12 protein-coding genes and 22 tRNA genes are annotated in these 18,199 nt (G+C 43.5%); 3 read left to right on the top strand and 31 right to left on the bottom strand.

The window, feature by feature from the left end; genetic code table 11:
* Positions 1-111 precede the first annotated feature (111 nt).
* The 6 genes from AC012T_RS28970 to AC012T_RS28945 form a co-directional block, all read right to left on the bottom strand.
* Positions 112-639 (bottom strand): DUF4186 family protein, encoded by a 528-nt coding sequence (locus AC012T_RS28970; protein ID WP_487067827.1) that lies wholly within the window; start codon positions 637-639, stop codon positions 112-114.
* 110 nt (positions 640-749) lie between these two features.
* Positions 750-2,213, bottom strand: a complete 1,464-nt coding sequence (locus tag AC012T_RS28965) for a helix-turn-helix domain-containing protein (protein WP_487067825.1) — start codon at positions 2,211-2,213, stop codon at positions 750-752.
* On the bottom strand, positions 2,210-2,653 hold the full coding sequence (locus AC012T_RS28960) for a DUF6932 family protein (protein WP_487067823.1): 444 nt from the start codon (positions 2,651-2,653) through the stop codon (positions 2,210-2,212). The genes AC012T_RS28965 and AC012T_RS28960 overlap by 4 nt, the downstream gene beginning before the upstream one ends.
* Positions 2,654-3,225: 572 nt before the next feature.
* Positions 3,226-5,001, bottom strand: a complete 1,776-nt coding sequence (ltrA, locus tag AC012T_RS28955; protein ID WP_487067821.1) for a group II intron reverse transcriptase/maturase — start codon at positions 4,999-5,001, stop codon at positions 3,226-3,228.
* 892 nt (positions 5,002-5,893) lie between these two features.
* Positions 5,894-7,618: a relaxase/mobilization nuclease domain-containing protein gene (locus tag AC012T_RS28950; protein ID WP_487067819.1), complete on the bottom strand. Its 1,725-nt coding sequence runs from the start codon at positions 7,616-7,618 to the stop codon at positions 5,894-5,896.
* A gap of 10 nt (positions 7,619-7,628) precedes the next feature.
* Positions 7,629-8,051: a plasmid mobilization protein gene (locus tag AC012T_RS28945; protein WP_487067817.1), complete on the bottom strand. Its 423-nt coding sequence runs from the start codon at positions 8,049-8,051 to the stop codon at positions 7,629-7,631.
* 904 nt (positions 8,052-8,955) lie between these two features.
* Here AC012T_RS28945 and AC012T_RS28940 point away from each other — a divergent pair.
* Genes AC012T_RS28940 through AC012T_RS28930 form a run of 3 tightly spaced genes read left to right on the top strand, consistent with a single transcriptional unit; the run spans position 8,956 to position 11,101 of the window.
* On the top strand, positions 8,956-9,459 hold the full coding sequence (locus AC012T_RS28940; RefSeq protein ID WP_487067815.1) for a hypothetical protein: 504 nt from the start codon (positions 8,956-8,958) through the stop codon (positions 9,457-9,459).
* A gap of 9 nt (positions 9,460-9,468) precedes the next feature.
* Entirely contained in the window at positions 9,469-10,329 is an 861-nt protein-coding gene (locus AC012T_RS28935; RefSeq protein ID WP_487067813.1) for a nucleotide-binding protein, read from the top strand.
* The gene (locus AC012T_RS28930) at positions 10,322-11,101 is read left to right on the top strand and encodes a hypothetical protein (protein WP_487067811.1); all 780 of its coding nucleotides are present in this window, start codon (positions 10,322-10,324) and stop codon (positions 11,099-11,101) included. The genes AC012T_RS28935 and AC012T_RS28930 overlap by 8 nt, the downstream gene beginning before the upstream one ends.
* Before the next feature lie 77 nt (positions 11,102-11,178).
* Here AC012T_RS28930 and AC012T_RS28925 read toward each other — a convergent pair.
* The 25 genes from AC012T_RS28925 to AC012T_RS28805 form a co-directional block, all read right to left on the bottom strand.
* Positions 11,179-11,261: transfer RNA gene (locus tag AC012T_RS28925), tRNA-Ser, on the bottom strand.
* A 160-nt stretch (positions 11,262-11,421) separates the two neighbouring features.
* Positions 11,422-11,495, bottom strand: a tRNA-Ala gene (locus AC012T_RS28920).
* A 6-nt stretch (positions 11,496-11,501) separates the two neighbouring features.
* Positions 11,502-11,574, bottom strand: a tRNA-Arg gene (locus tag AC012T_RS28915).
* A gap of 6 nt (positions 11,575-11,580) precedes the next feature.
* Positions 11,581-11,676, bottom strand: a tRNA-Val gene (locus AC012T_RS28910).
* 33 nt (positions 11,677-11,709) lie between these two features.
* A tRNA-Thr gene (locus AC012T_RS28905) sits at positions 11,710-11,786 on the bottom strand.
* Between the two features lie 3 nt (positions 11,787-11,789).
* Positions 11,790-11,867: transfer RNA gene (locus AC012T_RS28900), tRNA-Met, on the bottom strand.
* A 1-nt stretch (position 11,868) separates the two neighbouring features.
* A tRNA-Leu gene (locus AC012T_RS28895) sits at positions 11,869-11,942 on the bottom strand.
* A gap of 6 nt (positions 11,943-11,948) precedes the next feature.
* Positions 11,949-12,023 (bottom strand) — tRNA-Lys (locus tag AC012T_RS28890).
* Positions 12,024-12,027: 4 nt separating this feature from the next.
* Positions 12,028-12,105: transfer RNA gene (locus AC012T_RS28885), tRNA-Leu, on the bottom strand.
* A gap of 5 nt (positions 12,106-12,110) precedes the next feature.
* Positions 12,111-12,184, bottom strand: a tRNA-Leu gene (locus tag AC012T_RS28880).
* Between the two features lie 13 nt (positions 12,185-12,197).
* A tRNA-Pro gene (locus tag AC012T_RS28875) sits at positions 12,198-12,274 on the bottom strand.
* A gap of 4 nt (positions 12,275-12,278) precedes the next feature.
* Positions 12,279-12,376 (bottom strand) — tRNA-Leu (locus tag AC012T_RS28870).
* A 5-nt stretch (positions 12,377-12,381) separates the two neighbouring features.
* Positions 12,382-12,455 (bottom strand) — tRNA-Gln (locus tag AC012T_RS28865).
* Positions 12,456-12,460: 5 nt separating this feature from the next.
* A tRNA-Asn gene (locus AC012T_RS28860) sits at positions 12,461-12,535 on the bottom strand.
* 9 nt (positions 12,536-12,544) lie between these two features.
* Positions 12,545-12,618, bottom strand: a tRNA-Phe gene (locus AC012T_RS28855).
* A gap of 6 nt (positions 12,619-12,624) precedes the next feature.
* A tRNA-Ser gene (locus AC012T_RS28850) sits at positions 12,625-12,712 on the bottom strand.
* A 4-nt stretch (positions 12,713-12,716) separates the two neighbouring features.
* A tRNA-Tyr gene (locus tag AC012T_RS28845) sits at positions 12,717-12,799 on the bottom strand.
* 7 nt (positions 12,800-12,806) lie between these two features.
* Positions 12,807-12,883 (bottom strand) — tRNA-Glu (locus AC012T_RS28840).
* A 5-nt stretch (positions 12,884-12,888) separates the two neighbouring features.
* Positions 12,889-12,959: transfer RNA gene (locus AC012T_RS28835), tRNA-Trp, on the bottom strand.
* A 3-nt stretch (positions 12,960-12,962) separates the two neighbouring features.
* Positions 12,963-13,061 (bottom strand) — tRNA-Ile (locus AC012T_RS28830).
* 5 nt (positions 13,062-13,066) lie between these two features.
* Positions 13,067-13,142 (bottom strand) — tRNA-Cys (locus AC012T_RS28825).
* Positions 13,143-13,227: 85 nt separating this feature from the next.
* A tRNA-Asp gene (locus tag AC012T_RS28820) sits at positions 13,228-13,302 on the bottom strand.
* Positions 13,303-13,506: 204 nt separating this feature from the next.
* Complete coding sequence (locus AC012T_RS28815) at positions 13,507-14,043, bottom strand: HNH endonuclease (RefSeq protein ID WP_487067809.1); 537 nt, start codon at positions 14,041-14,043, stop codon at positions 13,507-13,509.
* A 77-nt stretch (positions 14,044-14,120) separates the two neighbouring features.
* Entirely contained in the window at positions 14,121-14,366 is a 246-nt protein-coding gene (locus tag AC012T_RS28810) for a hypothetical protein (RefSeq protein ID WP_487067807.1), read from the bottom strand.
* A gap of 443 nt (positions 14,367-14,809) precedes the next feature.
* Positions 14,810-18,199, bottom strand: a complete 3,390-nt coding sequence (locus AC012T_RS28805; RefSeq protein WP_487067805.1) for a plasmid replication protein, CyRepA1 family — start codon at positions 18,197-18,199, stop codon at positions 14,810-14,812.

Here is an 18,199-nt window from a genome sequence, read left to right as displayed (position 1 = left end):
CTTGCTCTGTGTTCAGGAAATTGATAATGAAGAGACGGTTGCCATTTAAATCAACTGACGCGGCTCAATAACGATCTGACAAAGCTTCTGTGTTAATTACCATTGATACTCTTACTCGCCCTCATCTTCTGTAGATGAACTTTTTTCGCAGCGTAGAGGTTTTAGCCGTGGTACTTTCTCCCCGTTTTCTGTGAGAATCGGCAACCGCTCTTCGATGTAAAGCATTACTAAGTCTGTGAAATATCCAACTTCTTGCTTAGTTAACTCCCGACCAATAGGAATGTTGTGCCAATATTCAATGCACTTACGACAGCAGCAGGCTGTAGCGTGTTGAGCATAGTAAATAGCATTTCCTGAATTTTCCTTTGGCGTTTGGCGACCCTCAAGGGGATGCTGTGCTGACCCTACTGATTGGCAAATCCGCTTCTCAGCCGCATCACGCATTCCACTTTTACCTTTGCGGCGGGCATGATTAATTGCCTTTTGGTCAATCTCAATGTGCCAAAAATAGTGTCGGATAAGTTCATGCTTGAGAGCCGAAAAAGTATAATTGACATCACTCAAATCACGTTTTTGAACTCGACTCCAATCAACTAGGTCTGCACCGCATGAATGGCATTGACCAAATGGGTCAGCCACCTTTTTTTTTCCGCTCTGTTTGAAACAATGCAATCCGTTTTCACAGTCTGTGCTGCTGCACTTAATCTCTAGTGGCTTGAGCTTTATTGTTTGGCTTTGTGTCATAAATCTCAGTTTTCTATATCAGATAATGCTTGCAGTAGAAGATTTTGATCAACTTCGTTGAGTCGTCCGAATTTAATTTGTTCAATAAGATAGTCACGTGCAATCTGCCAAGGATTCTGATCAATTACTTGGAGATTAGTTGCTGTTCCCCACCAGTTGATGCCCTGACGTGACAAGCGAAATGCCATATAATTGGCAAGTGAATCAACAGAAACGTTCTCTCGGTTAGCGATTTGAGGAACAACTTTCTTCAATCGCTCAACACTTCCTTTAGCAGCTTCTACACACATTTGGGCAAGTTCTTCAGCGCGGCCACCAAGTACAACATTCCCAGCCTCTAGATTTACTTCCAGTTCTTCTTGAGATTCCCGTCGCTCAATAGCCGTCTCTTCGCCTTCAACTACAGTGCGCTCGTCTAAATCTGGCTCACGTGCGGCATGAAAGAGTTCGTGAAGAAGATCGAAAAGCCAACGTGCTGTTGATGATGTTTGCTGTTTGAGAACAATAACATTACGTCCTCCGATACGCCAGAAAGCACCATGAAAAGCGCTTGAATCTTTCAGGGGTAGCACAGGTACTCCCAGACTCCAAACATAGTGCAATGTATTTTTAAATGTCAGGGAGCCGTAAGCTGAAATAATTGCTGAACGAACTTCATTAGCATCTGTGGGAATTCGCTTCTTTGGCAGGTCTGATGTGGCTTCCAGTAAGAGAAGAGCTAGAAAATGTGCATATACCGTGTATGCACTAAGGCGGCGTTCATCTGTCCGCGCAGTTACTTTAAATCGAGCTGTTCCTACTGCTGCTGTATTCAACTGTAATGGGCTGGAGCTAAAGATTTCTGTAGGTGTCAACTTGAAAACTCGCTGTAAAAGTGTAGCTATACGGAAAACTAAGCTACTTTCTTCTTCTTCTGTTAACCTATCTATTTGTATATTCGCCATAGCTGATTGAGGAAGAAGTCTTCCAAGTACAAGGTTGCGGTCGATTCCAACTTGCTTTAAGCGACTAAACACTTTGTTTAGTGAAACCTGAGAACTAGGCAACAAGACATCCTCTCGTACCTTAATACCAAGAACTTGGCTTACCTCTACTAATCGCGCAAAGCTTGCAGAGGTATATTCTGTATCTTCATAGCGTTGTATCTGCTGCTCTTTAAGTCCAAGTTGTTCAGCCAAATCTTTTTGGCTGAGTCCAGCAGCAATGCGTGCTTTGATCAGGGCAAGTGGTAGTTCCTCTAATGATTCAATCTCAAGCACTGCCCGCTGACCTGACTTTAATGCCTCATATTCCTCTATCTGCCTACGCAACTCAGTAAACTGACTCCGTAAGGCATCCGCCTGAGCTTTTTGTAGCATTGGATGTACCTGTTGACTAGGGTCTGAGTGTTCAGCTAGATGCTGTAAAGCACGTACAAACTTATCTATTTGGGCTTTTGTTATGCGGTACTGCCGCTCATTCTTTATCATAGATATGCCCTCCCCAAATCTATGGCAACGATGCCTTTCTGGTTGCCATTGTTTTTATCAACCTGGAAAAACTCTAAAAATGTTTTTCCGGTAATACTTTCTAACGTTTTTGCTGGGAATAGCTCTCCTAAGTACTTAATTTTTTGGGCAGCTTGACCATTGTCGAAATTAAGCAGAATGGGGTCTAGAAGGTACGGGTCAACACCCGTAATATCCCAGCAGCCATTGTAGTCATTAGGATTCTCCTTTTCGGTTACAAAACTGCCGTCAATATAAACGACTAGGCAACCTGCCTTTGACAGTGAATCTATGGCGGAGTTCAGTCCCCTAAGAAGTCGCTGTCGGTGTGGGTTTGTTCCAAATCGTTCCACAAATTCTTGCCACTTAGCCCAATACACTCCTGGAGGCAGATTTTTGTCAGGGTTAAACGCTGGTATCATCTCACACCACAACTTTTTTGTTGTGTTTTTAATATAGCACAACTTTTTTGTTGTGGTATTAAAATTTCATTTCAAAATTCAATTTTTCTTAGTGGGACTTAGGTATTGAGCCGAGATAGAAGTAAAAACCTGCAAGATGGTCTTGAAACTCTTACCCTATATAGGGTACAGCAATTTTCAAGTAAAATTGACAGGAGATTGCTTTTCTGGGGTATGTATCGCTACAAAAACCGAAGTATTTATTAACTTTGTTTACAGTTTTTACAGATGGGATGATGAGCGGCTTTGAAAACTAATTGGCTGAAACTCTTGTAAAAACTGGGTTAGAGACGAAAATACGAGTATTCTACCAAACAGTTTTTATAATTCTCTTGGGTAGGTGAAAAGCAATTAGGGGGTCAAAATGCCAGTGCATTCATGCACAAATTCTATTGAGACAACAAAAAAGCTATAACGTAGATATAGTAGGGGGTTCCAGTCTATCTTGCAGGTTTGAGAGGGTCGAGGGGAACATTACTGTTCCACCCCTCCCGTCCGAAACCGTGCTTGCCAGTTTCCCGGCACACGGCTACTCAATGTGTTTCCATTTTGTCAATATGGGACTTCAAGCTGCCATCATTGGCAGTTTTATCATCGTGGCAATGACGATGTAATAATTGGAGATTTTGCCATTCCTTTTTACCTCCACAAGAAATGGGTTTAATATGGTCAATTTCCAATAAATCGCCTTCTTGAAAATGCAAATTACACCAAGCACATTTACCCTGTTGTTTGAGAAGCTTCGCTTTAGTAGTAGGCATCTCAGGGTGTTTGCTTAGTCTTAAACTCCAGTAAATTAAGTCACCATCAAAAGGACTTTTATCACCGCGAACTTTAACATAATCGTTTACACTAGAGTGAAATTCGATATGTGTTAGTAACCGTAAAGGATTACTTTCTGACCTAGTAGTGAATACCCAATGGTTATCGCCTATGGTGTGCCAGTATTTTTGATGACCTAAATTAATGCTTCCAGTTTGTCTTTTAGCCCATCTTCTCAAACGAAGATAGGTGATTCTATCTAACCGGGAGAAGTCCCCAGTAGTTCCAGCATCTGAGACTCTATAATATGAAGTCCATCCCCTGATAACAGGATTGAGGTCTTTAATTAGCTCTGCTTGAGAACGTGACCTGTTTTTTGTGATGATGCTTTTCATATTCTGTTTATGAGCCTCAATTGCCTTCTTAGAGGGGGTAATGAGGGTGATGAAACCAAGCTTTTTACCTTGACTATTTTTATTGTCTCGGTATTTCCCCACTTTTATCTGTTGAATATGATGTCCCAGAAAATCAAATCCTGGTTGACCATCTTCACTTAAGTGTGGATATAGCGTATGTGCTATTCGCGTCTTTTCTGGTTTCAATTCTAAGCCAATACCTTTGAGCCAATCTTTGATTAATTCCTCACACCTCTTAATGACCGCTAAGGATTCATTTAAAACCACAAAATCGTCCGCGTACCTAATACAAGTTACGCGAGATATTTCGCAGCCAAATTTGCTTTTAGCCCCTCTAATTTTCCCGGCTGAATTGACAGGAAATTCTTGGTTTATCAGGCTTTCTAATCCATGTAAAGCGATGGATGCCAATAATGGCGAAATTACACCGCCTTGTGGTGTTCCAGCCGTAGTAGCTGCAAATTTTCCTGAATCTATCACTCCCGATTTTAACCAGGCTTTGATTTGTCGCCTGACTGAACCGTTCATGTTTAATTTCAGAAGTAATGCTTCCTGATCTATTCGGTCAAAACATTGCGAGATATCTGCATCTAAAACAAATTTAGATTTTGATACTATGCAGTTTTTGATGTGTTTGATAGCATCATGGCATGACCTACCGGGTCGAAAACCGTAGCTTGATGGCTCAAAACGAGCCTCCCATTCTGGTTCAAGGGTAGCTTTCACTACTGCTTGTAAGGCACGGTCAAAAATAGTGGGTATCGAGAGCGGTCTAAGTTCGGTTTTCCCTGGTTTTGGTATCCATATCCTCCGTGTAGGTTTGGATTTACCGTTAATGAATAGACCCTTTACCAAGTCAAGGCGTGCTGCTGGGGATAGTAATTTAATCCCATCCACTCCTGCGGTCTTTTTTCCTTGGTTGTCTTGTGTTACCCTTCTTACTGCTAATGCCCTATTCGACCAAGACCTCATTAGGGTTTTCTGGAGTTTGCGAACTCGTTGAATATCACCACAACGTGAAGCGGCATAGATGCGTTTTTGCAATTTAAAAACATATCGTTCGACTTGTCGCCAGTTGATAGTCTTCCATCCCTCAGTATTCAATGTTGAATCTGATTTAGGCTTATTCATTGCTATTTACACCCCTATATACAGACACATTGCGGGTTACGTCTGCTTATCCCGGATATTACTCCATCCCTTTTCAGGCTTTGACCGTTATTTCGGTCTAGGCTTTTGCTTTTTAACCCATCCCTCCCAAATAAAGCTTTTAGCTTGACTGCTTACCTACATATCGACCACTATAGGAACTATAATTTGGGTTATTTCGTTCCTGATATCCATTGTTTTGAGTCTTTAGAGGGTGTCTATCCACCGGGGGTCTAGGAGGTACGCTGCTTCGGTTGCAAGATCCTAACAGTCCAAACCTCTTGTCGGTTATTTCCAACCCAAGGTGTGTCCGAAACACAAGCTTATATCCCTTGGTGAGATCTGACGATGGCTCAACGACACTTCGTTTACTCTCCCCATAAACTCTTGCTTGCAGTTGGTGCTTTCAGCAATTACCACCATTAACCGCTTTCATCCCCGCTTTACAGATTTGATAGTCAGTCTTCTCCGTAGGGGCTACCATTATTGGTAGTTTATGTGCTTTTAACCCCGCACCAGGGCAGTAAGAATTGGTTCTTTGAGAACCTCACTTACATGGATATCAAGTTGTCATTAGTAGAGGATTAAAGTGCGGACTCAGCCCAATTAGGGTTACTCTACTAAAGCCTGGAATCCCCCCAACATTTGGGTTTCTCCAGAACGAATCGCACTTACTCGTATCTCGGCTTCACGTCACTTAGGCAAAAACACCGTTAAAATAACCTCTAACGTATATCCCAAGGGACTTTGACATCGTTTTGATTGGTTTGTTGGTATAATATTTAGGTTTCAGAGGTTTTTGGGCATTTGGCGTATTTTCCTTACCCCGCAAGGGTTTAAAGCTTATTTCTTCCTCAAAAATGTTTAAGTCCCACTAAAGAGAAAATCCCTTACTTTGCGTTCTTTCCTCCTTCATCTGTTGTTGCAACACCCGCTTTACTTCACTCCAACTGTGAATATCCTCAAGTCGCACTTCACCTATATTCACTGGGGAATATTCTAGATTACCTTCTTGATTGCGACTGACAGCTACACGAAAAACCTCACCCCTTTCATCATGGGTAAACACCAATTCCTGACCCTCTTTAGCTAGGATGGCACGTTTAAATCGCAGGCTATTCTCACCATTTCCTCTGAGTAGACGATGGATTAACTCCACACCTACAGGCACTGCTATCTGTAATAATTCATTGATTAAATCCTGCTTTTCTACAGACTTAAGTTCTATTTGAGGCTGTTCCGACTCCAATTTATCTTGAGCAATGAATACCAGTTCCCTAGCCTCATCTTCAGTCCATCCGACTGGGCTGACTTTCAGGATGCCTGCAACTTCCAGGACTGACTTATCATCTTTCAACGCCCTGACAGCAATTTCCTTATCTCGGTCTGTCAACAATTCCTGTTGCAGTTCTGCACTATATTTTTTGTAAAGCTCTACCGATTGCGACTGGGTTAGTAGCGGTTTAGTTTCTGCATTAGCTTCTACTTTAACTTCTGGCAATTGCGACTGGGTTATTGTTGGTTTAATTTCTGAATTAATTTCTAGTTTAGTTTCAGGTTGATCTTCTGGTTTAGTAGCGATTATTTGGGAATTATCTGTAGATTGTTTAGATAAATTACCGTCTAATACCTGCTGATTAGCTTTAACTATATTAACAGTTTCCAACATCTCATTTAGGCGTTTAATTTCGCTATCGTCTCGTTTAGGGTCATAGCTTACCCCCAATTCTATCTGTAATTTATTAAATGAACACTTATATTTATTGAGATTTCCTCCCTGTTTCCAGAGCAGTTGTGTACCATCTTCATTCACTGCACCTATATCAATACCAAACTTGATACCCCTGACACCACCATGATTGTAATAACTGACGATAGCTTTAACTTGATGCTCTGACCATAATCTCTCAATTAATTGTGGCATTGTGGGTTTATTTGCTGCTATTGCATCTATAGCCCGTCGCATTATTTCTTCACCAGGGAGTCCATCTCGCTCTACCCGTTCTAGTTGATTACGGGTCATGGCTTTGCGTTTACTTTCCCAACTGCTTTGGACTGGAGTAAGGTGAAATTCTCGCTCTAGCAGTCGAGATGAATGTTCTGAGTAAGCGTAGTTATTCCAGGTGCGGATGGATTTACCATCTAGGTTATTGACTCTAGATGCAACGATGTGGGTGTGGTCGTTTTTTTTATCTGAATGTCGGGCTATGAAGAAGTCATAAGCTGGCAGTTCTGTTTCGATAAATTCATCAACTAGTTGGTTTAATTTGGTATCGGCTATCCTTTTATCAGGTTGTTTAACTTGGGATTCTTCACCTTTTAATCTGGATAATACAATGACGTTGGCAAGGTGACGCTGGGAGATGCTAGCTAATTCATCGTCATTGAGGGTTCTATCAGTTTTGGGTACTGACAACATTAGATGGTAACAGGGGTCTTTGAGTTGGGGGTTAAGATGGGCTGATAAGGTGAACTGTTCTACCAGTTCGTTGGTGGTTGAGCCGTACATATTCCCACCAATGATTGTGGCTTTTTCTTTCTCTAGTACGTATTTGGTTGTACCCCGAAATGATTTATTAGCTTTGACTTTGGTAATCATTTCGCTGCCTCTACTCTATTGTTTGGGTGAGTTCTCGGTGAGTTTGTTCTAATAGTTTTGCTAGTTCTTTCAGGGTTTGGAGGTACTCTTTAGTTTCCTTATTTAGTGGTTGATAACCAACTTTGACTGCTTCGTTTATAGCTTTAGTCTGTTGATTAATGTTGTTGCCAATTTTTTTGAGTTCGTAGATACATTGTCTGTTAACTTCTGGGATAATTGACTTAGAACGTGGTAGGGAATAATCGAATAATCTAGCTCTAATATAATCGCTTTGCACTACCCCAATGCACCGTTGTTCTAGTCTAGCTTTCTCGTCATTGCTGACTCTAAATGTAACAGTTATCTCTCGCTTTACTTCCGGCTGTACTGAATGATTACTTAGTACATCTGCTAGTTGATTACTTAATGCTGTACGGGGGTCTGGTTGTGTCATAAACAACTTATTGATTGTACGACAATGGGGGCTTGGGGGACACCCCCAACAAGCAATTCACGCCTCTTTTGCGGTAGCAAAAGCAGCGCGTAGCGCGTTAAGGCGTATTGCTTGCCTCTTTACGGCGGCGGGTGAGGGGGTACAAGTACGGGTATCTGTGGCATGAACAGCACGTAGGGGAAAACCAAAGTGTGTAATGCTTTCACCACTGGGGCTACAGCACTATTTAATTGTTTTTCTCATATTTTCTTGACACTATCTACTCTAGTTTACCTCACAAATTCATCAACTCTTGTTTAATTATCCACCTTGGATCTACAAGCATCTGCACTATCAAACTTATAGGTTCTGGTACAATCAAACTTATGGGTTCTGGCATAATCAAACTAATAAGTTCTAGGGTTGGTTACCCTTGCTGCTTTAGTTGATGATACTGACCTGTAACCCCCTCGTGAATTCTCGCATTTGCATCTACAAACATCTGCACTATCAAATTTATAGGTTCTGGTACAATCAAATTTATGGGTTCTGGTACAGTCAAATCTATGGGTTATGAGGTAGGGTTACACCTGCTGTTTTGGTTGATGAGACTGACCTACAATCCCCTCGTGAATTCTCGCATTTGCATCTAGGGGTTTTTTGTACTATCAAATTTAATGTTTTGGCATAATCAAACTTATAGGTTTTAGTTTTGGTTAGATGCAATTGCTTTAATTGATGAGTTTGGTTGATGAATTTTGTTGATTAAGCATCTACCAATATCTGCACAGCAAAAACTTATAGGTTATAGAGTAAGGGGTCATTTGCTGCTTTGTTGAGGAATTTAATTGATAAATTTGGTTGATGAAATGGCGAGTAATTCTTCTAAAATAAAGAAAATTATCGCTACTTATCACTACTAATTATGTCCCGCAAACCCAAGGCTGTTCCTTTATCTAAACTAGACGATATTCAAGCTAGTCTCAAACAGAAGGCTACTACTCCCAAAACTATTACTGTGGAGGAGTTGGTTAAAAGTTTGGCTAAACCTATCCAGGATATGTTGGATGCTGGCTACTCCTATGAGGATGTCTCTGACGTTTTTAAGGGACATGGTGTAGAATTAGCTGCAAGTGGCATTAAGAGTTTCCACAAAAAAGCTATAACAACAACTACTACTGCTACTGACAACCAAGGTTCTGAATCGTCGGCTGATTCTAACTCTGACTCAAGTGCAACTGTTTCTAATTCAACTGTAACTGGTAATGGTGTTCCTGCTGTAGAGGCAGATACTTCACTACCTGATGCTGTTGAACAATCTGAAAAATCTCAAATATCAACTTCTACAACATCTCCAAAAACAACGTCAAAGAAAGGGGCTGCAAAAACTCATTCTCAGTTCAATGTCACTGATAGGAGTAGCGTCTAGGAGTAATGTATGAAACGGATTGTGATGATTTTAGGGGGCAAGGGAGGGACGGGTAAAACTGCGTTCACTCGCTTGCTTCTTGATGTTCTGCACTCCCAAGGTATCAGCTATCTCGGTTATGATGCTGATACTGAAAATCCTGAGTTGTTTGAGTATTATCAAGATTTTGGCTCTGGTGTTAGGCTACTAAATTTTATTGAGGTGGCTGAGGCAAAGCGGTTTTTTACGGAAATTAAGGCTGCTTCTCCTGATGTTATTGTTGTGGATATGCCGGGGGCTTCTAGTAATAAGACTAGGGAGATTATTAGTAAGTTTGGGCTGTTTAAGATTGCTGGTGATTTGGGTTATCGGGTGTCTCTGGTGACGGTGCTGAATCTGGGTTATTCGGTGATTACTAGCTTGAAGGCTATGGTTGAGTTCTGTGGTAATCAAGCTGATTATGTGGTGGTGAAGAATCTCTGCTGGGATAAGGGTTTGGGTTTTCAGCGGTGGGATAATAGTAAGACTAGAGTTGCTATATCGGAGTTGCAAGGTGTAGAAATTGAGTTGCCTGAGCTTGAGTATTCAACTTTTGATATGTTGATTGAGAAGGGTTTTCCTTTCTCTGCTGCTACTGAGGAAAATGGGTTTCCGTTTGGTGATTATCTGCTGGTGAGTGGGTTTTTAGACCAGGCTAAACCGGAAATGGATAAGGCTGCTGTTTATCTGGGGTTACAGCAATTAGAAACAAATAAATCTGCGGTGAATCAATCATCAGCAGAGGTCAATCAAGCTGTATCTTCGGGTAGGAATGGGAGTGCGAAGACTGCAAATAAATCAGAAGCAACTGAAACTAAAGCTCGTCGGGGGAGAAAAAAAGCCGATGAATAATAATAACAATAATAAACGCACTAGGGGCAATACCAATAGCACCAATAGCGATATCAACAATAGCAATAACGATATCTCTACTCCCTCCAGTTCCCTGTCTTTGGCAACAAGTGAACTGGGTGAAGTGAAGACGGCGTTGGGTAGATTATATAAGGAATTTGAAAGTTTTAAGTTATCACAAAAGACTGAAAGAGAAAAAGATAGGGCGGAGTTGCAAGCATGGGCGCAAACGAATTTAATCCAGAATCAACTCCTGAGTCAAGCTATGGCGACTATCGAGTTGTTGACTCAGGAATTGAAAAATCAGGGAGTCTCTTGGCACGAGTACGAGCGGAGCAATGCCAATTTGAGGCAAGAATTAACTCTCTTGCTGTCGCAGTTTCAGAATACGCCCAAGTCCTCACCGACGTTGGAAAGTTTAGAGTTGAAAGGGCTAAAGAGCGAGATATCAGATTTGAAGGGAAGGTGGACGGAATTGGTCAATCATACGAACAAGTTGACTACGGCTATTCAGAAGTTAGAGAAGTCTCCTCTCAGAACCAAAACGATAGTGAAGGAGGTTTTTCCCTCTGATTATCAGGCTCAAAGTTATGTGCTGATGTTTGGTACTACTTTTTTTACTTTAGCTTTTTTTGTGATAGCTAATCAATTTATTCCCATGAGGATGTCTCCTGAGATAAATAGTTATTTATCGGAGATTTGGGAAAGGACTGGTTGGACTAATACTAAGTTAGAGCGGGTTGAAAAAAAGTTGGGTACTGAACCTAAATAAATCCACCAGGGAGGTACTGCCCCTCCTGTATCTGTGTTATCAGCACAGCGCCTCACTTTTCGGCTTCAGGTGGAAGGCGGAAGATGGAGGAATCGAACCCCTACAGTTGCCTGTACCCCGGTTTTCAAGACCGGTTGCCGACCATTTAGCGGCATCTTCCATTCAGGGTATCTGACGGGACTTGTAGACGCGGAGCGGCTTCTCGTTCGCCGTTAGGCGTTCTCGAAGAGTAGAGTACCCGTTATGACTGGTTCCACAAACCAGCGCCGCGACCGCTTTGGCTAGCTCCTATGGAGCGGCTACGCCAACAGACACCACAGTGGAATCAAGGGGATTTGAACCCCTAACCTTCCGCTTGCAAGGCGGATGCTCTAGCCAGTTGAGCTATGACCCCATACAGCAGGAGTGGTAGGACTTGAACCTACATCGGTCGCTTTAGAAGAGCGATGCCTTATCCATTAGGCGACACTCCCATAAATTGGTAGCCCTGACAGGATTTGTAGCTTGCTTCTGCGAAGCAGTACCTGTAACCCTCTGTTTGTAGGACAGTTGCTCCACCATTGAGCTACAGGGCTAAAAGAGCGGACGACGAGATTTGAACTCGTATCTGGGGCTGGTGACAGGAGTTGAACCTGCAACCGATCGCTTACAAGGCGATCGCTCTGCCGCATTGAGCTACACCAGCATTTGGTAGCGGAGCCGGGATTTGAACCCGGTATGTGAAGGCTTATGAGACCTCAGAGCGCACCATAGCTCAATCTCCGCGATACCCCTGACAGGAGTCGAACCTGCAACAAACCCGGTTTAAGCGGGATACGTCTGCCAATTGCGCCACAGGGGCAAAATTTGGTGGGCGCTACAGGAGTTGAACCTGTTTCAACCTGATTAAAAGTCAGGTGCATAACCGTTCTGCCAAACGCCCAAGTTGGTACTCCCGACAGGATTTGAAAGAGTAAAAATTCCGTCCCTCAAACGGAAGCGTTTACCAATTTCGCCACGGGAGCATCAGTACCCCTGACAGGAGTCGAACCTGCAAAACACTCGGTCTAAACGAGCGACGGTTTCCAATTACGTCACAGGGGTTTGGAACAGCAAATGGTCGGGATGGTAGGATTTGAACCTACGACTCCTTGTCCCCAAAACAAGGCTTCTAGACCACTGAATTACATCCCGATTTTGGTACTCCTGACGGGAGTTGTAGCTTGCTTCTGCGGAGCAGTACCCGTACACAGACTGTTTTTGGGACAGCCGCCCTGACCATTGGGCTACAGGAGTATAAGCTGGGAAGGAAGGAATCGAACCTTCAAACTTCGCATTCAAAGTGCGACGGCTTTGCCTGTTTGCCTACTTCCCAATAAATGGCTGCCCCAGTAGGACTCGAACCTACAACCCCGGCGTTAACAGCGCCTCGCTCTGCCATTGAGCTATGGGGCAATGTGCCAGTCCCCCAGATCCGGATTGAACGGATGACCTCCTGTTCTTCAAACAGGCGCTACTACCAACTGAGCTACCAGGGGATAAGGCGGAGAGAGAGGGAGTCGAACCCACAGTGAAATGTTGAATTTCACGACTGTTTAGCAAACAGCTTGCCCTGCCAATGGCAATCTCTCCATAGTGGGTCGGGCTGGAATTGAACCAGCAACACTCTTTCGCGGCGGTTTTACAGACCGTTACCTACACCAATAGACGAGCCGACCCATAAATTTGGTAGTGCAGACGGGACTTGAACCCGCTAATTACACGCTTGAAAGACGTGCCGCTCGGCCACTTCGCTTCTGCACCATCAACGCACAGACAAGGATTTGAACCATGACCAAAGGTTTTGGAGACCCTTATGCTTCCGTTACACCATCTGTGCATTTGGTCGCAGCGGTGGGAGTTGTTCGCGTAGCGTCTCCGAAGGAGATACCCACATACTCCCGGTTATGAGCCGAGTACCTTACCGTTAGGTGACGCTGCAATGTTTGGAGTCCGAGGTGGGATTTGAACCCACGATGATTAGTTTTGCAGACCAACGCCCTTACCACTTGGCTACTCGGACACATTTGCAAGCCTTGACGGGAGTTGCACCCGCTTCTCTTTGACTGAGAATCAAAGCGACTTATCTATTCGTCCACAAGGCTACACGGGGATGACGAGACTCGAACTCGCGGCTTCCTGTTCGACAGACAGGCACTCTTAACCAACTGAGTTACACCCCCACGTTGGGTGGCAATTATTTAGTTTTCATGGTTCGGAGGTGTTAGCACTTTGCCTTTTGCTGAGGCTCTTTTGCTCCACTACAAATATAGTACATTATATACTACAAATGTGTCAAGGGCATACTACAAATTTTTTTCAGAAATGAGAGGGCGGTGTTATTAAATCGCTGTATTACCCTCTCTGACTGGGTTTAAGGGAGTGAATTACTCCTTTTCAGTTAGGCGTTGTGCGTTCCAAAACTGTTCGGCAAATGCAACTGCTGGGTGAATTGGGGCTTTGGGTTTGGTTTTAAGTACCATTCCAGCTTCATGGGGTAAGCGATCGCTTTTTATTGAATTGCACTTGTCACACGCCGTTACAATGTTGTCCCATGTATGCTGTCCACCTTTGGAACGAGGTATTACATGGTCGAGGGTTAAACGTTTTGTACTACCGCAGTATTGGCAGGTGTGGTTGTCTCGCTTCAAAACCTCCCGACGGTTTACAGGTGGTACTTTCCAATGCCGTTCAGGATTACCAACAGTCAAGCGGATGTGTTCAGGTACTTGTAGTACAACACTGGGAGAACGAATTTCCCATTGCTTTGTAGTACCAAAGTTCAATGATTCTGCTTGACCTGTAACTAACAGCACTATTGCACGCCTAATGTTGATGCGTGATAGTGGTAGGTAGTTTTTAGAGAACACCACAACTGAATTTTGTAGTATGTACGTTTGCTGAAAAGGTGGTTGAGCTTCCATTAGTTAATTCACTCCTAAAAAATAACCCCCGCCTCTGGTGAACAAAAGCGGGGGTCTGTTTGTTGATACGTTTTGCCCTATTTCGGTGCTATGAAACATTTGCACCCCCCGCTTTGAATTAGTTGTTCTGGATTCAGCCAAGAGGCTAACGCGCCAAAAATACCCAAGCTTATAGATTTATCGCCGATGAACAAATACATTCCCTCAAACGCAAACAGTCCATAGACTCTAGCTGTTTCTCGCAACGAAATTGCTCTGCCTGAACCCCGATAGGGTCGGCAATGCACCACGCTACTAATTGTTGAAGAGAAACTGCTGCTCATTGAATTTTTGTAGTATTTGTAATCAAGATTATTTCAATAATACATTTGTAGTATTTATTTGTCTACTACAAATTTTAGAAGTATAAAATTACCCGTTTATTGTTAAGACTCACATCAAGGTACAAAAATAACGTTCGTTTGCTCCCGCGTGCCGTCAGGCATCCCCCTCGAGGCGCAGAGGTCACGGAAAAATGGGAGTTTGAGAGAGATTTTGCGTAAGTCCTGATTTTTGCTAAGGAGACTTCATGTGGAACATAGCGAAATACGTGGAGCTTCAAACAAAGTTGAACTACAAAATGAGGTGATAGTCTTCACCTATTTAAAATTTGGGAAACGTTTGGTGAGTTTGTGTCCTGGTGTCCAGGGTTAATGAGTTCAGGTTTTATGTGTCCAGGGTTCATGTATCCAAGGTTATTGTGTCCTGGTGTCCATAACTCATGTATTTATCTCTTATTATTAGGGGTGGACACAGAATTGGCATTCACCACATTTTCCTGGGTAGACGTACTCGCTACTTCATCCCGGTGTAGCCACCCTTGGAAAATCATCCCACGCTCATCCTGGGGTGGGACAAACTGGTAAACCCGTTCCCGGTGTCCTCTTGCTCCAAACCTGCCAATATAAGACAGCTTCATCCCCAACTTTTTCAGGAACTTCTGGCAGATAGCGATCGCACTATCTTTTTCAGAAATCGAAACCCCCAGGTAGTTTTTAATCACCTGCTTATGTTCCACAGCCAAAGATCGCATTTCCTGCAACTCCACATCAGAACTCCGAAACTCCACATCAGCATTAAACAACTGCGAAATCTTCAATTCCTCCAACAACATCACCGCAGGAAGCAACTGTCCCCGATTAAAATCAGGCTTCCAAACCGCATTATTACCCTTCTCAGCCTGCGCTTTAGCTCTCTTAGTATCACGGACTACCAAAAACTCACGCCCCAGGCTTAAATAATAATGCAGCCGCAACTGTGGATACCAGCCAGCATCATCCTTCCTCACCAGTTCCGGTGTCACATCCACCCCATAACGCTGCGCTAATTCAGCTTTACGTTCTTGTTGACGTTCACTCTTAGTCTTAGCCCGTTTCTCTTGTAATTTATCGAATTCCGCTTTGGTAAGTGTCTGAGATGAAGCCACTTCTTCACACTCAATTGTTTGTAATTCATTAACAGCAGTTTTTACTTCATTCACTATCTGCTCATTTGCAACATAGTTCAACACTTGCTTATTTGCAACTGAGTTCAACACCTGCTTATTTACAACTGAGTTCAACACTTGCTCATTGTCCACCAAATTCAACTCAGAAGCATCAAGAATTGTATAGTCATCAGCCACTAATTCTTGTTTATGACCTGCTGCCAATGATAATGATTCAGAAGCATCAAGAATTGTATAGCCATCATTTGCCAAACCCTGTAGCACAGCATTGCGGTAACACTTCATTTGAGCATTAATCACACAAGCCCGTTTCGCCCAACTTTGGAGAGATTCGGGCTGGAAATTTTCATCTATATAGCTGTAATCAGTATTATCTGCCGCTGACAACAGAGCAATATTCGCCCGTGTCATCGCGTGTTGACTGGCTAACAGTACCCCCATCGAGGTAGAGCCATTACCAATTACTCCTAGACCCCATTCTCGCACCCAGATATGGCGGTCAACCGTTTCTCGCAGTCGTGCCAGCATCTGCCGCACCGAATTCACCGGCTGTACACCCTGGAAAATCCCCCAAACTGCTGAAAAATGGGACTTAATATCAATAGATACCCCAGTTTCTAGGCTAGGAGAAGTGATAACCAAATCATATTCCGTGAGAATTTCGTTGAGGTGAGCAATACACCCATAAGCAGGGTGATTGGGGTCTTTCACTGTTTCACCATCAATTCGTAAAATGCGTAAGTGCGGGAATTTGCTCTGGTAGCGTTTTTCTAAAGCCTGTGTCCCCCATTTGGATGTCATTTTCTGGGCAGAACAGCACAACAAATGATGCCCACCTTGAGCAATAGCCATATCTAGTGCCGCAATTAAATTTCTGGGGTCTTTACCTTGGTAGTTATAGCAGTTGCCAGATTCAAGCTGGTAGTCATTGACAATCACAAAGGGCTTAATATGAATTCCTCCAGCTAAGGAGAGAATATAATTGACATCCACATCACTGATATCCGCAGAGGAGAGGTAGATTTTTCCTTGGGGACTGCTGAGGACGTTTTGAACTAATTGTTTAAGGTTGTCAAGGACAGAGACACGACGTTTAGCTACTTCAGTGTCGGAGTTTAATAAATGCCAGAATACCTGGTCGGCTTCGTCGATGATCACGATATCATTAGACCAGTCGTTGGGATTAAATTTGGCTTGGCTATTGCCATGTAAGGAGTCAATACAAACTCCGTAACCAAGTAAGTCCCCTGTTTCTGAATCGTGAATTTCTGTGACGTAGTTAACGCCAAAACGATTGCACAGGGCTTCACCTAATTGAATGCGGTGGGTGATAACTAGTACCCTCTGCCCTCTTTCGTGTGCCTTGGCGACTTCCAGGGTGAGCGATTCGGTTTTGCCTGTGCCTTTGGGGGCTTTGAGGATGATGAGTTTTTCACTGGCGGGGATGAGAATTTCTCCCAAAAATCTTTGGTTGAGTGCGATCGCTGGAGGGTATGTTAGCAAGGTAGACAGCCGTATCTGCCACATCTCTAGCACTTCAGCAGTATTGTACAAAGCATGGAATGCCTCTTGACCCTTAGCAGCAATGAAGTCGTCTACTCCTTTCAGGCTGAGGGTCTGAGGTGAGGGAAGACGCTCTGGAGTTGATGAAGAGACTGTTGGGATCAAGGTTTGTTGGGTTAAATAAGAAGCTGAGGTAATAGATATCTGCTGAGTTGAAGATAAAAATTCTTCTCCTTCTTCTCCTTCTTCTCCTTCTTCTCCCCTGTACCCCTGTACCCCTGCACCCCCGTTCAGCGTCAGAAATTCCGGCAATGCCGACTTCTTGCGCCCCTGCACCCCTGCACCTCTGCCCCCCTGCGTCCCATCATGTAAATCTATCACTCTCACTTCACAGCCAGCACCAGTGAGTAACCGTCCCATGCGGTTGATGGCGGTTCTTACGTTTTGGCGAGTTTCTGCTTTGCTGTCATTGTCGAAACAAATATTTACCTGTCTACCAGGTGTAGCAAAGTGCTGAATTTCAGGAATCAGGTAGGGCTTACCAAGGGTGTTACCATATTCATCTTTGGAGGTGCGGTAGCCATTGTTGACTCCAGGGATCGCTATGGCAGCATACCTAGCAGTTAATAATGCTCCTGCTTTCTTAACACCTTCACAGATGATTAACGGGACGTTATGCCGCCAAACCCAATACCAGAAGCCACGGGGATCAAGTCTATCTTCTTCTGTAATGGCTATACCGCAGCGGTCTGAGATTTTCGCCCAAATTTTATATGGGACGTACAGGAAGAATGCCCTAGTTGCTTCTTTGTAGGGATGTTCGTATTTAATTATTTTGTGAATTTTTTGTTTGTCACGTCTCTTCTGGTTGGGTTTTAAGCACCCCCATAGCATTTGCTCGTAGTTGTTTAAAGGGTCTACACCGTTACACCACCAACCTCCATGTTCGATGTGGCGATATTTCCTTAAGTCCCCATCCCGTAAGCGTCCGTCGTTGCGACGGGAGATGTTGAGGCTATAGAGCAGGTATTCGTAGGGTGTGGTTCCCCAAAGCGATCTCAAGTTGAGTCCAATGATTTCTGGATCAATGGCGCTTTCTAACCATTCGTCCCAATGGGGTTGAGCGATTTCTGGTGTGGAGATGAAAAGTTGTTGTTCTGTTAACAC

It is taken from the genome of Anabaena sp. EIM26, assembly GCF_057568715.1.
Note: the sequence above shows the minus strand (reverse complement) of the source record. Positions and strands in the feature narration are given on the sequence as shown.

What these genes read in the sequence shown, in the direction of transcription:
- AC012T_RS28965 (WP_487067825.1), bottom strand. Translation starts at nt 2,213, where the DNA reads ATGATAAAGAATGAGCGGCAGTACCGCATAACAAAAGCCCAAATAGAT.
- AC012T_RS28960 (WP_487067823.1), bottom strand. Translation starts at nt 2,653, where the DNA reads ATGATACCAGCGTTTAACCCTGACAAAAATCTGCCTCCAGGAGTGTAT.
- ltrA (WP_487067821.1), bottom strand. Translation starts at nt 5,001, where the DNA reads ATGAATAAGCCTAAATCAGATTCAACATTGAATACTGAGGGATGGAAG.
- AC012T_RS28950 (WP_487067819.1), bottom strand. Translation starts at nt 7,618, where the DNA reads ATGATTACCAAAGTCAAAGCTAATAAATCATTTCGGGGTACAACCAAA.
- AC012T_RS28945 (WP_487067817.1), bottom strand. Translation starts at nt 8,051, where the DNA reads ATGACACAACCAGACCCCCGTACAGCATTAAGTAATCAACTAGCAGAT.
- AC012T_RS28940 (WP_487067815.1), top strand. Translation starts at nt 8,956, where the DNA reads ATGTCCCGCAAACCCAAGGCTGTTCCTTTATCTAAACTAGACGATATT.
- AC012T_RS28935 (WP_487067813.1), top strand. Translation starts at nt 9,469, where the DNA reads ATGAAACGGATTGTGATGATTTTAGGGGGCAAGGGAGGGACGGGTAAA.
- AC012T_RS28930 (WP_487067811.1), top strand. Translation starts at nt 10,322, where the DNA reads ATGAATAATAATAACAATAATAAACGCACTAGGGGCAATACCAATAGC.
- AC012T_RS28815 (WP_487067809.1), bottom strand. Translation starts at nt 14,043, where the DNA reads ATGGAAGCTCAACCACCTTTTCAGCAAACGTACATACTACAAAATTCA.
- AC012T_RS28810 (WP_487067807.1), bottom strand. Translation starts at nt 14,366, where the DNA reads ATGAGCAGCAGTTTCTCTTCAACAATTAGTAGCGTGGTGCATTGCCGA.